The sequence below is a fragment of the Tropicimonas omnivorans genome (genome assembly GCF_031846565.1).
GTDB classification, from domain to species: domain Bacteria; phylum Pseudomonadota; class Alphaproteobacteria; order Rhodobacterales; family Rhodobacteraceae; genus Tropicimonas_B; species Tropicimonas_B omnivorans.
On record NZ_JAVRHL010000002.1, the window covers coordinates 317,719 to 331,271 of the forward strand.

Annotated in this window: 12 protein-coding genes, 1 tRNA gene and 1 pseudogene; 9 read left to right on the forward strand and 5 right to left on the reverse strand. The window is 65.8% G+C overall.

Going from position 1 to position 13,553, the window contains the following annotated elements:
- Nucleotides 1-132: 132 nt before the first annotated feature.
- The 3 genes from RM543_RS06855 to RM543_RS06865 all read right to left on the reverse strand — a co-directional run bounded on the left by RM543_RS06855 (nt 133) and on the right by RM543_RS06865 (nt 2,311).
- On the reverse strand, nt 133-468 hold the full coding sequence (locus RM543_RS06855) for a hypothetical protein (protein WP_311690151.1): 336 nt from the start codon (nt 466-468) through the stop codon (nt 133-135).
- Nucleotides 465-947 carry a hypothetical protein gene (locus RM543_RS06860; protein ID WP_311690152.1) on the reverse strand — a complete coding sequence of 161 codons (483 nt, stop codon included), beginning with the start codon at nt 945-947 and terminating at the stop codon, nt 465-467. Before RM543_RS06860 ends, RM543_RS06855 begins: the two co-directional genes overlap by 4 nt.
- A 125-nt stretch (nt 948-1,072) precedes the next feature.
- Nucleotides 1,073-2,311, reverse strand: coding sequence for an aspartate kinase (locus tag RM543_RS06865; protein WP_311690153.1), 1,239 nt, complete (start codon nt 2,309-2,311; stop codon nt 1,073-1,075).
- Between the two features lie 394 nt (nt 2,312-2,705).
- Between RM543_RS06865 and RM543_RS06870 the strand changes: the two genes are divergently transcribed.
- The 9 genes and pseudogenes from RM543_RS06870 to RM543_RS06910 all read left to right on the forward strand — a co-directional run.
- Nucleotides 2,706-3,665: an AraC family transcriptional regulator gene (locus tag RM543_RS06870; protein ID WP_311690154.1), complete on the forward strand. Its 960-nt coding sequence runs from the start codon at nt 2,706-2,708 to the stop codon at nt 3,663-3,665.
- Nucleotides 3,666-3,803: 138 nt separating this feature from the next.
- Nucleotides 3,804-4,583, forward strand: coding sequence for a tryptophan synthase subunit alpha (locus RM543_RS06875; RefSeq protein WP_311690155.1), 780 nt, complete (start codon nt 3,804-3,806; stop codon nt 4,581-4,583).
- Nucleotides 4,576-6,048 (forward strand): xylulokinase, encoded by a 1,473-nt coding sequence (locus tag RM543_RS06880; RefSeq protein ID WP_311690156.1) that lies wholly within the window; start codon nt 4,576-4,578, stop codon nt 6,046-6,048. Before RM543_RS06875 ends, RM543_RS06880 begins: the two co-directional genes overlap by 8 nt.
- 52 nt (nt 6,049-6,100) lie before the next feature.
- Nucleotides 6,101-7,015 (forward strand): sugar ABC transporter substrate-binding protein, encoded by a 915-nt coding sequence (locus RM543_RS06885; RefSeq protein WP_311690157.1) that lies wholly within the window; start codon nt 6,101-6,103, stop codon nt 7,013-7,015.
- Nucleotides 7,012-8,568 carry a sugar ABC transporter ATP-binding protein gene (locus RM543_RS06890; protein ID WP_311690158.1) on the forward strand — a complete coding sequence of 519 codons (1,557 nt, stop codon included), beginning with the start codon at nt 7,012-7,014 and terminating at the stop codon, nt 8,566-8,568. The genes RM543_RS06885 and RM543_RS06890 overlap by 4 nt, the downstream gene beginning before the upstream one ends.
- Entirely contained in the window at nt 8,565-9,503 is a 939-nt protein-coding gene (locus RM543_RS06895) for an ABC transporter permease (protein WP_311690159.1), read from the forward strand. The genes RM543_RS06890 and RM543_RS06895 overlap by 4 nt, the downstream gene beginning before the upstream one ends.
- Nucleotides 9,500-10,693, forward strand: coding sequence for a tryptophan synthase subunit beta (gene trpB, locus RM543_RS06900; RefSeq protein WP_311690160.1), 1,194 nt, complete (start codon nt 9,500-9,502; stop codon nt 10,691-10,693). The genes RM543_RS06895 and trpB overlap by 4 nt, the downstream gene beginning before the upstream one ends.
- Before the next feature lie 26 nt (nt 10,694-10,719).
- The gene (trpA, locus tag RM543_RS06905) at nt 10,720-11,553 is read left to right on the forward strand and encodes a tryptophan synthase subunit alpha (protein WP_311691330.1); all 834 of its coding nucleotides are present in this window, start codon (nt 10,720-10,722) and stop codon (nt 11,551-11,553) included.
- Nucleotides 11,554-11,651: 98 nt separating this feature from the next.
- Nucleotides 11,652-11,840 (forward strand): annotated as a pseudogene (locus RM543_RS06910) (IS5/IS1182 family transposase); the annotation flags it as partial.
- Nucleotides 11,841-12,019: 179 nt separating this feature from the next.
- Here the strand turns inward: RM543_RS06910 and RM543_RS06915 are convergent.
- Nucleotides 12,020-12,094, reverse strand: a tRNA-Gln gene (locus tag RM543_RS06915).
- Nucleotides 12,095-12,155: 61 nt separating this feature from the next.
- The gene (locus RM543_RS06920; RefSeq protein WP_311690161.1) at nt 12,156-13,511 is read right to left on the reverse strand and encodes a mechanosensitive ion channel domain-containing protein; all 1,356 of its coding nucleotides are present in this window, start codon (nt 13,509-13,511) and stop codon (nt 12,156-12,158) included.
- Nucleotides 13,512-13,553 lie beyond the last annotated feature (42 nt).

Genomic DNA, 13,553 nt, shown 5'->3' on the forward strand with positions numbered 1-13,553 from the left:
AGAGCCCCGCGGCCGCAACAAACGCGAAACGGGGTGAGCGCAAGGCGGCGAACAGGTTGGCGGGGACGAAAGCGCCGGCATGGCCGAAGACAGTGTCTTGTCAGCGCCTTGGGCCGTTTGCCGGGGCGGTGGTCATGGCTTCGCCGGGCGCTGGATCCAGAGCCTGAAGACAATGCCGCAGATCGTCGTCATGACCACCGCCGTCCCGTAGCCCGCGATCACGCTCGTCGCGACACCGGCATAACCGCACGCCCCATCGAAGCTGCCGCCGTGACCCGCGCACCCGCCGCCAAGGCGCCAAAGAAGGCCTCCGACAAGAGTGCCGCCCAGGGCCGCCCAGACCACGAAGAGGGCCAGCTGCAGGACCATGAGACGCCGGAACTTGCCGCGCGCCAATCCCTTCAAAGGCTCGATGAGCACGATCAACGGCACGATCACGATGCTGGGGTAGGCAAGCAGGATGGTCATGTCCGGCGTCCCGTGTTCGAGCGTTGCCGGCGATGCAGGATCGGCAGGGTCGCTGCGGCGGAGAACGCGCCGAGCGCCATGAATTCCGGGACCGGTGCCCGCCCGCCGGCCGGGGGCACAAAGGCGAGGGCGATCGGGATCGGCGTCAGCGCTCCGCAGGCGATGGCGGCGCAGACGCGCTGCCACAGATGCGAAAAGCGGGGCAGGGCCCAGCCCAGTATCCCGCCCGTCAGCAGGGCCGGCAGGAACCCCACGAGATAGGACCCGGCCGGCAGCAGGAAGAGCCACATGTAGACGGAGAGGGGGTCCGCGGCGGAGAGGATGGCCCCGGGCCCGCCGCGCAGCAGCGCGACGACGAGCGCATAGAGACCGAGCGCACAGGGAGTAAGCGGCGGCGCGATGATCCCCGTCCAGAACGCCTTTTGCCAGATCGTGCCCCAGGACGGCCTGTTCCGCGGTCCGGCGTCTTGCATCTCCATGGCCTGCATATCTACCAGTCTCGAGCGGCCCGCGAAACGGTGCGCCGCCGGTGTCGGCGGACCGGCGCTTCCCGCCGCTCGATGAGACATTGCGTCGGCTGCGAACGGCAATCCGCCCCGGGCGGTCAGGCCGCCTTGTCGAGGCCGAAGGCGTCGTGCAGCGCCTGGACGGCGAGTTCGAGGTACTTGCGGTGGACCAGGACGGAAATCTTGATCTCCGAGGTGGTGATGACCTTGATGTTGATCCCCTCGGAGGAAAGGCACTCGAACATCTTGGCGGCGACGCCCGCATGGCTGCGCATGCCGATGCCGACGACGGAGATCTTGCACACGTCGGTATCGGCCACGAGATCCGCGAAGTTGACGTCGCCCCTGTCGCGGGAGGCCTCGAGCGCCTTCTCCGCATGCCTCACCTGATCGACGGGACAGGAGAACGTCATGTCCGTCCGGCCCTCCTCGGAGATGTTCTGGACGATCATGTCCACGTTCACCCCGGCCTCTGCGAGCGGGCCGAAGATCGCCGCGGCGATGCCCGGCCTGTCGGCGACCGAAATGAGGGTCATCTTCGCTTCGTCGCGGCTATAGGCGATGCCGGAGACCACATTGCTTTCCACGATATCCTCCTCGGGGCAGACGAGCGTGCCCGCATCGGCTCCATTGTCCTCGAAGCTCGACAGGACCCGCAGGCGCACATTGTAGCGCATCGCGAGTTCGACCGAGCGGGTCTGCAGCACCTTCGCGCCGAGCGAGGCGAGTTCCAGCATCTCCTCGAACGCGATCCGGTCGAGCTTCCGCGCCTTGTGGGAGATGCGGGGATCGGTCGTGTAGACGCCGTCCACGTCGGTATAGATGTCGCAGCGCTCCGCCCCGAAGGCGGCGGCGAAGGCGACGGCGGTGGTGTCCGAGCCGCCCCGTCCGAGCGTGGTGATCCGGCCTTCGGGGGAGATCCCCTGGAAGCCCGCAACCACGGCCACGCGCATGCCGGAGGCGAACCGGCTGTTGAGGTTATCCGTCGGGATGCTCTCGATCCGGGCCGAGGCATGGGCGCTGTTGGTCAGGAGCGGAACCTGCCAGCCCTGCCAGGAGCGGGCGTTGACGTCCATTTCCTGCAAGGTCAGGGCCATGAGCCCGGCGGTCACGTTCTCGCCCGAGGAGACGACGGCATCGTATTCGCGGGCATCGTAGAAGGGTGAGGTCTCGTTGACCCAGCCAACCAGCTCGTTGGTCTTGCCGGACATCGCCGAGACGATGACGATCACGTCATACCCGTTGGCCACCTCGCGCCCGACACGCTTGGCGGCCCGTCGGATGCGGTCCAGCGTGGCGACCGATGTGCCGCCGAATTTCATCACGAGTAGCGGCATGTCTCGCCTGCGCCCTTCTGATCCGGGCGGGGGATAGGGCAGCCCGCGCGTCGAGGCAAGAGCTGCGGGGCCGGATGGACAACTTCACGCGCGACGACGCCGGTCCGCCGCGCTTGTTCGATGGCCTCGCATGCCAAGGGCGCCCTCGGATCGAACCGGACGGTGCGGTCGCGCCCGGGGCGGGCCCGGACATGCCGACCTGCCATGCCGATGGACATGGATGTGAACCCCGGGCAGAATTCCGTGCAACAAGGTCGCCGGCCCCTGTGCTACCTTTCCAGGACAGTCGCGTTCCTGGAGCCTGCGATAACAGGGACGCCAAGCGTTCGGTTGGGAGCCGTGTCCGGATCGGACCGACCGGGTGGCAAGCACATCGCGAAACGGAGCCGCATGAATGACGGGCAGTTTCAGCAGCTTTGCGACGACGCATCTGGCAGAGGCGCAGAGTCACCTTTCGAATTCCTACTGCGAGCATCGACTGGCGGCGCGGTCCGGGGCGGCGATCGGTTTCGCGCACAACTGCACGTCCTTTGGGGGGCAGGTGTTCAATACGCTGACCTACGGCACCGAGGTCGAGGTCACGGCGGAGGGTTTCGACGGGTTCTACATGCTGGAAATGCCAATTCGGGGCGGCGTCGAGGTTGAGATCGGGCGTCAACAGGTTGCCTCGGAACGGGGACGCGCATTGTGCCTGTCTCCCGGACGACAGCTTCGATCGCGTTGGCGCGCCGAGACCTATCAACTCATGTTGCAGATCAGCCGTGAGGCCGTGGCCGAGGCCTTTGAGCGAAGGGCCCACCGACCGATGGGCGAGGGGATCATCTTCGATCCGGTGGTTGATCTGACGAAAGCGCACGGTCGGGCGTTGTCTCGGGCGATGCGCGAACTGGCAGCATTGGCCGCACGGGCCGAGGGCTGCAATGCGCCGGGACTTCAACTGCGTGTCGATGAGGTCGTTGATCTTCTGGTGTCCAACCTGCCGTATTTCGAAGGGCGTTCACTCGTGCCGGAACGGCTTTTCGCCACGCCCACGCATGTGCGTCATGCGATGATGATCCTGCGGCGTGAGCTCGCGCATCCTGTGAGCATTGCCGAATTGGCGCAGCGGCTCGGGGTGTCGGAGCGGGCGCTCTACGAGGGCTTCGAGCGCTATTATCAGACACCGCCCTACGAAATCCTGACCCGTCTGCGCATGGAGGCAGCCCGGCCTCTCGTCCGCGAGGGCACGGAGCCATTGTCCCGGATTGCCGAGCGTGTCGGGATGCCGCACCAAGGGCGCTTCTCGGCGCAATACAAAAACTCCTTCGGCGTTCTACCCAGAGCTGATCGCAGGGCGGCGCGCTGTACGTCCTAAGGGTGCTGAAGCCGGTTTTATCCGAATCCTGCAGGGGAAATGGCGCCTCGGGCAGGTTTCCTTGACAGCACATCACAGCCCCAGACTACTTCGAGCTTAAAGCAAGGCGCAGATCAGCCCTGCGGTCGGGGAGAAGTGATGTCCGTCAGCCAAACCGGAGTGCCCAGACGATCCGGCGTTCTGTCCACAATCACGCGTCCGCTGCTGAGCTGTTACTATCCGCTGGGTGATCCGGAGGTGCCGGTCGAAATGCTCGATATCTATGCCGATTGCGGCGTCGATGTCCTGGAGATCGGCATGAGTTCGCCCGATCCCTTCCTCGATGGGCCGGATGTTTCAGCTTCGATGGCGCGGGCGGATCGCGGGCAGGCCCGGCGACAGCTCGACGCGGTACTGGACCAGCTTGCGCGGCAGAGGCACGCGCCGAAGCCGCTACTCATGTGCTATGCCGACGCCGATCATCCGGGCCGCGTGACCCCGCAATTCTGGGCCGGGCTGAGCAGCGTTCTGGTGGTGGCGCGAGAGGCCGACCCGGTTGCCGCCGAGATCGAAGCCTGCGCCAAGAGCGCCGGCGTTCCCGCGTCGGCTTTCGTGCCGCTGCCGCTCAAGGAGGCCGGTCTGGACGCGGCGCGGCGCTCTGCATTCTACGTCATGCTTCAGGCCAGCGCGGGAAAAACGGGGCCGCGCGCTCAGGTCGATCCCGACGCGGAAGACCGGATCGCGCGGTTGCGCGCGGCGGGCGTCGAGGTCCCCATCCTGCTGGGCTTCGGAATCTCGAACGGGGCGCAGGCAGGCTCGGCGCGCGCGTTGGGCGCGGACGGCGTGATCGTGGGCTCGCAGGTGCTGCGGGCGGCATTCTCCGGACCTCAGGCACTGGCCGCCACGCTCACCGATCTGCGCGGAGGTCTCGATGCCTGAATTGGGAGAGAATGCCGCAGCGGATTGGTTCATCGGCTTCGACATCGGATCGACCGCCGTGAAGGTCGGCCTGTTCGACGACGAAGGCCAGATGCTCGCGCAATGGAGCCGCAGCTACCCGACCGATCGGCCCCGCTCGGGCTGGGTCGAGCAGGACCCCCGGCACTGGGTCGACGGCGTGCGCGACGGGATCGACGCGGTCCTAGAGGGGCGTGATGCACGCCGGGTCGCCGCGGTCGGCATGTGCAGTCAGGTCAACACGGAGGTTTTTGCCGGCGCGGACGGCTCTGCGCTGGCCCCGGCGATCACCTGGCAGGACGGGCGCGCGCACGCCCAGGCGGATTGGATCAACGCCCGTGTCAGCGATGCTGACAAGATGGCCTGGTGGGGCGCACAAATGCCGATCGGGGCCAGTCACGTCCTCGCCAAGATGCTCTGGATGGCCGAAAACCACCCCGATCTGTGGGAGCGCACGCATCTCGTCCTGTCACCCAAGGATTATGTGCTCTTGAAACTGACCGGGCAGGCGGTGTCCGATCCGATCTCCAGCTTCGGGCAGGTTGGCCTGGATCTGGAGTATATCGCCCCGCTGCTGGACCTGCTGCCCGGCGCACGTGAAAAGCTTCCGCAGCTGCGGGCCTTTACCGATATCGTGGGCGACATGCCCCTGGGGCAGACCGGTTTGCGCGCACCGGTGGTCGCGGGAACGATGGACGCTTGGGGCAATCTCTTTGGCTGTGGCCGTTTCGCCGCGGGGCAGGGGATGTATGTCAGCGGCACCAGCGAAATTCTCGCTGTCGTTAACGATAAGCGGGTCGGTGCGCCCGGCGTGGTGACCTTTGTCCCGGTCGAAGGACTGACGGTCAATGCGGGTCCCACCCAGAGCGGTGCCGACAGTCTGCGCTGGTGGGGGGAGACGGTGGGGAAAACCCCGGCGGAGCTGGTCACGCTGGCGGAAAGCGCCGATCGGAGCGCGTCGCGCGTGCTGTTCCTCCCCCAACTCCAGGGCGAACGCGCACCTTTGTGGAACTCCAGCCTCCGCGGCGCTTTTGTCGGGCTCGACAGCCGAAGCGCCGGGCCTGAACTTGCCATGGCCGTTCTGGAGGGGGTGGCTTTTTCAGCGCGCCATCTGTTCGAGACGCTGGTTGAGGCGGCCGGTTGCCGCCCCGAATTCTTGCTCTACGGCGGCGGCGGCGCGCGCTCCGATCTGTGGAGCCAGATCCGCGCCGATGTGCTGGGCGTGCCGCTGCACCGGTTCGAATGCACGGATGTCGGCTGTCTGGGGGCCGCGATCCTCGCCGCCGTCGGGATAGGGGCCTTTCCCGACATGGCCAGCGCCGTGCCCCGTATGACGCGCGTGGACCGTGTCTTTACCCCCGATCCCGGCCAGCAAGACCGCTACGCGCAGATGTTCGACGCCTATCGCGGCGCGATCACCGCGCTGGAACCGATTACCAAGACCTGAAGTCCAACGGCGCGGCTTTGTCAGCGCCAAAAAACCCAAGGAGGAAACGACCATGACGCTTTTCAGAATGTCCCTCGCCGCGCTGGCGCTGTCCGGCCTCGCGTTGCCCGCATGCGCCCAGAATATCAACATGCTGACACCCTACATGAGCTCGATCCCCACCAACGACATGGTGCAGGCGTTCAAGGCCGAGGGCGAGGATCGCGGCTGGAACGTGACCGTGATCGACACGCGCAATGATTTCGGGCAGCTGGCCTCCCGCCTTGAAGACTCGGTCAACGCCTCGGTCGATGCGATCGTGCTGGTCTCCACCAGCGCCGAACTGGTCGCCGATCAGGTCGCCCTGGCGGCCGAGGCCGGGATCCCCGTGATCTCGCTCGACGGAGCCAAGGCCGAGAATGTTGCCGTCAACGTCACCTCGAATAATTTCGACCTCGGGGTGCAGCTGTCCGAGGCGCTGTTCGATGCGCTCGACGGCGAAGGCGATATCGTCAAATTCTACCACTCGGCCCACCCGGGTGTCTTTCAGCGCGAGCAGGGTCTCGACGAGACCCTGGAAAGCTATCCCGGCATCAACGTCATCGCCGAACACTTCGTGCAGGTGCCCGGCCCGGTCGACGACGGCCGCGTCGCGATGGAGAACATCCTGCGCCAGTACGGAGATGAGATCGATGGCGTCTGGGCAGCCTTCGATGATCCGGGGATCGGCGCCGAACTTGCCTTCGAGGCCGAACTGCCGGACTCCCAGGCCATCATCATGGGCATCGACGGGAATGAACAGGCGGTCGACATGATCGCGTCCTGCACGCATTACCGCCTGACCCTGCGGCAGGACTTTGCCGGGATGGCGGACGTCGGCGTGCAGGAGCTCGAGAAAATCCTCGCCGGAACCGCGCCGGAGCAGGACGAGATCTACGTCGCCGCCGTGCCGGTGACGCGCGAGAGCCTCGGAGCGACCTGCGAATGAGCGATGCGGATCCGGCCGAAGGCACACCGCCCTTTTTGGAGTTGCGGGGCCTCAAGAAACACTTCGGCGGCGTTCGCGCGCTGGATGGGGCGGAGCTGACCCTGCGGACCGGATCCGTGCACAGTATCGTCGGCGAGAACGGTGCTGGAAAGTCGACCTTGATCAAGACGCTCTCGGGGCTGCTGGTCCCGAGCGCGGGCGAGATCCGCATCGACGGCACTCCTGTGACCATCGCGGGGGTCAACCAGGCCGAGGCTCTGGGGTTTCGGTTCATCCACCAGGAGTTGAGTCTGGTTCCGCATTTCACGGCGGTGGAGAATGCCTTCGTCGGGCGTCCCTATCCGCGGCGCGGGGGCTTTATCGACTGGGCTGCGATGCGGCGCAGAGTGGCCGCCGCCGCAGGTGACATTGCGCCCGACCTGCCGCTCGACCGGCCCGTTGGTCAGATGACGACCGGGCAAAAGCAGTTGGTGGAGATCATCCGCGCGTTGGTCGGCCAGCCGCCGCGCCTCGTGGTGATGGACGAACCCACCGCCTCCTTGTCCGACGGGGAGGCGGCACGGCTTCATGCGGCAGTCGAGCGGTTGTCCCGCACTGGCGTGGCGGTGCTCTACATCTCGCACCGTCTCGATGAGGTGATGGCGATCTGCGACAGCTATACCGTGCTGCGCAACGGCTGCACCGTAGGCGCGGGCCGGATCGCAGAAATCGATCGCGCAGGTCTGGTCCAGCTGATGTCCGGCCGCGCGGAAATGCGCGGTCAGGCGCAGCCTCCTGCGCCGGGGAGCCCCACCGTCCTGCGCCTGCGTGATGTCCCCTTCGGCGCGCAAAAGCGTCCCGTTTCCTTCGACATCCGCGCGGGCGAGGTGCTGGGCCTCTATGGTCTGGTGGGGGCAGGGCGCTCGTCCCTGCTCAAGCTGATCTGGGGCGCGCGCTCTCACGCGGGCGGGGAGATCTCGCTCGACGGGACCTCGTTGCGGCCCGGCCGGATCACCGACCGGATCGCCGCCGGTGCCGCCTATGTGCCCGAGGACCGTCGTCACGAAGGGCTCATCGTCAGCCGCTCCATCGCCGACAATCTCGCGATCTCGGATCTGCGGCAGGTCCGCCGCGCCAAGGGCTTGCCCTTGACCTCGCGCGGCAGGATGGCTGCCCGTGCCGAGGACGTGCGCAAGGCGTTGTCGGTGAAAATGGACGCGCCCTGGAACGGCCCCCTGACGCTTTCCGGCGGCAATCAGCAAAAGCTCCTCTTTGGCCGCTGGTTGGGCACGCCCATGCGCGTGTTGATCCTCGACGAGCCGACCCGTGGCGTCGATGTCGGTGCAAAGGCGGAAATTCATCAGCTGGTGCAGCGTTTTGCCGCCGACGGCGCGGCGGTCCTCATGACGACCAGTGACCTCGATGAACTGATGGCCCTGAGCAGCCGGGTGCTTGTCATGGCCAGTGGTGAAATCACCGCAGACCTCGACGGCGACGCATTGATGCCCGCGCGGGTGATCGACGCGGCCTTTCAGCAAGGCCAACGAACAACACCGAAAGAACCCTCAGTATGACCTCATTCGTTCGTCGCTACGGTACGCTGGCCGCGCTCGTGGCTATCGTTATCGGCTTTTCCATTGCCTCTCCCGGTGCGTTCGGGACGGCCTCGAACCTCATCAACATCACCCAGCAGATGACCCTGTTGGCGATCGTCGCCATCGGCGCGACCCTGGTGATGGCGGTGGGTGAATTCGATCTCTCGACAGCCGCATTGGTGTCCTTCGGTGGCATTCTCGTAGTGGTCCTCTTCAAGGCCGGAGTGCCCGCGCCGCTGGCCTGTCTTGCGGTGCTGGGCGGGGCGGCGGTCTTCGGTGCGGTGTCGGGCTTCATCGTGGCCCGCTTCGAAGTGCTGTCCTTCATCACGACACTGGCCATGGGCACGATCATCGGCGGTGTGACGTTCTGGTTGTCGAGCGGCGCGACGCTGTTCGGTGACATCCCGGCAGGCTTTCGCGACCTGGCACGGGGCAAGATTGCGGGCATCCCCACGCTCACCCTCTGGCTGCTGGGCGTCGCCGTACTGGCGTGGGTCGTCCTCGACAAGGTGGAGCTGGGAAGACGGCTGTATGCCATCGGCGGAAACCGGGAGGCCGCGCGACTGGCGGGCGTACGGATCGTGCCGAACACGATGATGGCCTTTGTCGGCTCGGCGATGCTGTCCGCCTTGGTGGGCATGTTGCTGACCGCGCGGATCGGTAGCGCCAACCCCACGGGCGGCGGTGGTTTTCTGCTGGCGGCTTATGCAGCGGTGTTCCTCGGTATGACCGCGTTCCGGGAAGGCGAGGCAAACGTTCCGGGCACGCTCGTCGGTGCCGCGATCATCGCGGTGGTCGGCAACGGATTGACGATTCTCGGTGTCTCGACGTTCATGCAGGACATAATCACCGGCCTGATCATTCTGGCGGCGGTTCTGGTGCGCAGAACCGGCATGGAGGGGCATGGCCGATGAGCGAACACCCCGCACACCGCGCCATCGATGGCCGCTACGGCAGCTTTGGCGGGCAGTTCGTCGCCCCGGTCCTGCTGCCGGTTCTGGACCGGCTCGAGAGTGCCTTTGCCCAAGCCTGGGCTGCGCCCGACTTTCGCCGGGACCTCGAGGCCCTGTTGCACCGCTACGTCGGGCGTCCGACACCGATCTTTGAAATACCCGCTTTCTCCAGAGAGAAAGGCGGCGCGAGGATCTTTCTCAAGCGCGACGACCTCACCTTCAACGGCGGCAACTACGCCAATTCAGCGGTCGGTCAGTGCCTGCTTGCACAGCGGATGGGTATGAGCGCCGTCGTCTGCGACACCGGGTCGGGGCAGAACGGGGTCGCCACGGCGGCGGTGGCCGCCAGGCTGGGTCTGCGCGCCATTATCACCATCGGTGCCGGCGATGCCGCCCGCCACGCGATGGCCGTCAAGAAAATGCGGCTCTTTGGAGCGCAGGTCGACATCGTCGCGGACGCGGACAGCCATCTCAGTGCGGCGACAAGCGCGGCGATCCGCCACTGGATGGGCAACAGCGACACGACCGCCTATGTCGCCGGAGCGCCCATTGGCCCGCACCCTTTTCCGGACCTCGTGGCGCGGTTTCAGGCCGTGATCGGGCGCGAGACACGTTTGCAGCTTATCGAGGAAAGTCTGGCCCCCGCCGCTTGCGTTTCGGCTGTAGGCGGCGGAGCCTCGACCATAGGGCTGTTCTCCGCCTTTCTCGCTGATCCCCAAGTGCGCCTGATCGCAGTGGAAGGCGCAGGGTCGGGACGCGCGGGAGAGGGACATTCGGCGCGTCTGTCACGCGGGCGGCGCGGGATTTTTCACGGCGCCGAGACGCTGGTGCTCGCCGATGCACAGGGGCAGATCGAACATGCAGCTTCGATCTCTCCCGGTCTGTCCTACCCCGGCGCAGCCCCGCAGCTGGCCAACCTCGTCCAGGCCGGGCGGATCGAAACCACGACCGCCACCGACGCCGAGGCACGTGGCGCAATATCGCGCCTCGCAGAGGTCGAGGGCATCCTGCTCTGCCTCGAAGCAGGCCACGCGCTGGCGGCCGCCGAACGGATTGCCGCAACCTTGACGCCAGATGAGACCGTTGTCGTGATGGCGCAATCTTCCGGTGACAAGGACATTGAAATACTGGCGGCGGGAGACATCGCATGATTCAGGGCGCAGACCGTATCGGAGCGATGTTTGCACGCCTGTCACGCACATCGCGCAAGGCTTTCGTCACCTACACCGTCGCCTGCGATCCCGACTTCGACGCCTCGCTCGCCCGGATGCATGCGTTTGTCGCCAGCGGGATCGACATGATCGAAATCGGCCATCCCTTTTCCGACCCGATCCTGGACGGGCTCGCGATCCAAGCCGCGAACCGCCGCGCGCTTGCAGCGGGCGGGAACCTCGAGCGGACGTTCGCACTCTGTGCCGCTTTCCGCGAAACAGACAGCGAAACGCCACTGGTGCTGATGGGCTACGCCAACCCGATCGCCGCGATGGGCTACCAGAGCTTTGCCGCGGGCGCGGCCGAGGCCGGAATCGACGCGCTGATCGCCGGTGATTTTCCCCTGCGAGAGGCAAAGCCCCTGCTGGACGCGCTTGCCGAGCATGGGTTGAAAATGATCCTGATGGCCGCGCCTACGCTGGACGAGGCCGATTTCACCTCCGATCACCCGGCAGTTGGCGGCTTTCTCTACTGCATCCCGGTTGTCGGCCCGACCGGCGGCCCTTCCGCTTCGACCGAGGCCATTGCAGACAGCGTTGAACGCTGCCGCGCGGCAAGTCCGCTTCCGGTAATGGTCGGTTTCGGGATCAAGACCCCGGATAAAGCGGCAGCGGTCGGACAGATCGCGGACGGCGTAATCGTTGCGAGCGCGATGATCGAGAGCTTCGCGGCCTATCTGGAGAATGGAAAGGAGGGCTTTCTGGATTTCGTGGGGAATGAAGTTCAGGCCTATCGGCAAGCAATCGACAATGGACTGCGAATAGGGTCCCGACGCTACAAGGCGAGCCATCGCGATTGATGTCCATAATCCCACTCGGACCTCTCCTGCCTTCCCGGTCCGGACATTGGCTGCGCACACTGCCCCCGCCGTTCGCCTTCATTGCATGGGTTTCCCGGATCCGTCCCGTCATGACGGGCCGGAAGATACGAAAGACGCCCGTTCGCTACTACAAGCGTCGCAACCCGATCGAGATCATGTCCGGCAGGCTCAAGGACCGGCGGAGGCTTGCGACCCGTTATGATCGCTGCCTGCAAATCTCACTCCCATCAAACGCACTCGTTGCGACCGTGAACTTTCGGCTTTGAAAGAGAAGGAGCCTCGACCCCAGAATCGAGGTCTCGCGTCGGCAAATGTCTGTCACGGCGGAAGGATGCTGGAAGACAAGTCCAGCGGATTGCCACCAGATGCCAGTCTTGCTCGAGAGATATGCCAAGTTGGACCGGATAGGTTCCGACCTTGGGCGAACATCACATTACGGGAAACCTGGCTGGGGTGGTAGGATTCGAACCTACGGTACACGGTACCAAAAACCGCTGCCTTACCACTTGGCTACACCCCAGCAGGTGGCGGGCGTTCTAGCGTCCAGTTGCGCGGGCTGCAAGGGTGTGGCGCGGCAAAAATCACTCTTCCTTGGCGTCGTGACTGAGCAGGTCGTCCCGGCCGGTATCCGCCCGTTCTGCCTCGACGATCCGCTCCAGCGCCGCGTCCTCGACGGCGACCGGATTGAGCACGGTGTCCGGATCGAGCATGGTGTCCGGCCGGCGCGGCGCGGTGGATTGGGCAGGCATGGGCGCCGGCGCGGGGGCGTCCTCGTGCGTTTCGCTCACCTGCAATGCGTTGCCCAGAAGCTGGACGCGGTACGTCGTGTCCGGCACCTCGACCCCCGCCGCTTCGATCGCGGCCTTCACGTGACGCAGCGCTTCGCCGCGCGCGCGGGCATAGGAGGTCACTTCCTGGTCGATCCACCCGGTGACGATGAGGAAGATGGCGCCGTCCCCGATCCGTTCGATCCAGGCGAGCGGCGCGGGCTGCTTCAGCGTGAAGGGCAGGGCGCCCACCGTCTCCTCGGCGAGGGTGCGCATCGCGGCCAGATCGGCATCCCCGGCGACGCCGACCTCGAAGGAGAAACGCCGCTCCTTGTTGCGCGTGTAGTTCACGATGCGGCTCTTGAAGACAGTCGAATTGGGCAGGCGGATCTGGTTGCCGTCAAGAGACAGCAGGATCGTCGCGCGGCTCGTCAGGCGGATGACCTTGCCGAGGTCCCCGTCGATCTCGATCAGGTCGTTGGGCCGGAACGGCTGCCGGATCGACAGCATGATCGAGGCGATGAAGTTCTCCACCGTATCCTTGACCGCAAAGCCGAATGCGAGGCCGACGATGCCCGCCGCCCCGAGGATCGTGCCAAGAAGGGCCGTGGCGTTGAGGATGTCGAGCGCCGTCACGAGGGCGACGATGCAGAAGACCAGCCGCAGGATCATCCGGTAGATCTCGGCGATGAAGGCATTGGGAGCGATGCGGTCCCAGGGCTGCCGGCGCGTTCCGAGAAAGAGACCGAGCGCGACGATGGCGGCGGCGATGCAGAGCGCGACGAGCAGGAGCGGGCCGAACGCGATGAGCTGCTCGATCCGGTCCTGGAAGCGCTCGAGCGCCGGGTTCAGCCGCTCGCCCAGATCGGTGCTCGCGACCAGATCGTTCTGGATGGCGACGACGCCCTCGACGCGATTGGCGATCTCTTCCACGCGGGCGGACCGGGTCGCATCGAGCACCGTGCCGCTGAACGTGACGATGCCGTTGCTGACGTCGATGCGGACTTCGTCGAACCCGTCGAGTTGCCCGAGGATACCGCGGATGCGGGTTGCGATGGCGGCGTCGCTTGCGGACCCGCTCCCGACGGTGATCGTGTTGCCCGGTGTCGTCGTCTGCGCTGCGAGGGGCAACGGCAGGAGTAGGGCGAGGAGCAGGAAAAGGATGCGCATGGGACAGCCGGGGCAGGGGGCGGGACCGGCCAAGCGTAGACG

What these genes read in the sequence shown, in the direction of transcription:
- RM543_RS06855 (WP_311690151.1), bottom strand. Translation starts at nt 468, where the DNA reads ATGACCATCCTGCTTGCCTACCCCAGCATCGTGATCGTGCCGTTGATC.
- RM543_RS06860 (WP_311690152.1), bottom strand. Translation starts at nt 947, where the DNA reads ATGGAGATGCAAGACGCCGGACCGCGGAACAGGCCGTCCTGGGGCACG.
- RM543_RS06865 (WP_311690153.1), bottom strand. Translation starts at nt 2,311, where the DNA reads ATGCCGCTACTCGTGATGAAATTCGGCGGCACATCGGTCGCCACGCTG.
- RM543_RS06870 (WP_311690154.1), top strand. Translation starts at nt 2,706, where the DNA reads ATGACGGGCAGTTTCAGCAGCTTTGCGACGACGCATCTGGCAGAGGCG.
- RM543_RS06875 (WP_311690155.1), top strand. Translation starts at nt 3,804, where the DNA reads ATGTCCGTCAGCCAAACCGGAGTGCCCAGACGATCCGGCGTTCTGTCC.
- RM543_RS06880 (WP_311690156.1), top strand. Translation starts at nt 4,576, where the DNA reads ATGCCTGAATTGGGAGAGAATGCCGCAGCGGATTGGTTCATCGGCTTC.
- RM543_RS06885 (WP_311690157.1), top strand. Translation starts at nt 6,101, where the DNA reads ATGACGCTTTTCAGAATGTCCCTCGCCGCGCTGGCGCTGTCCGGCCTC.
- RM543_RS06890 (WP_311690158.1), top strand. Translation starts at nt 7,012, where the DNA reads ATGAGCGATGCGGATCCGGCCGAAGGCACACCGCCCTTTTTGGAGTTG.
- RM543_RS06895 (WP_311690159.1), top strand. Translation starts at nt 8,565, where the DNA reads ATGACCTCATTCGTTCGTCGCTACGGTACGCTGGCCGCGCTCGTGGCT.
- trpB (WP_311690160.1), top strand. Translation starts at nt 9,500, where the DNA reads ATGAGCGAACACCCCGCACACCGCGCCATCGATGGCCGCTACGGCAGC.
- trpA (WP_311691330.1), top strand. Translation starts at nt 10,720, where the DNA reads ATGTTTGCACGCCTGTCACGCACATCGCGCAAGGCTTTCGTCACCTAC.
- RM543_RS06920 (WP_311690161.1), bottom strand. Translation starts at nt 13,511, where the DNA reads ATGCGCATCCTTTTCCTGCTCCTCGCCCTACTCCTGCCGTTGCCCCTC.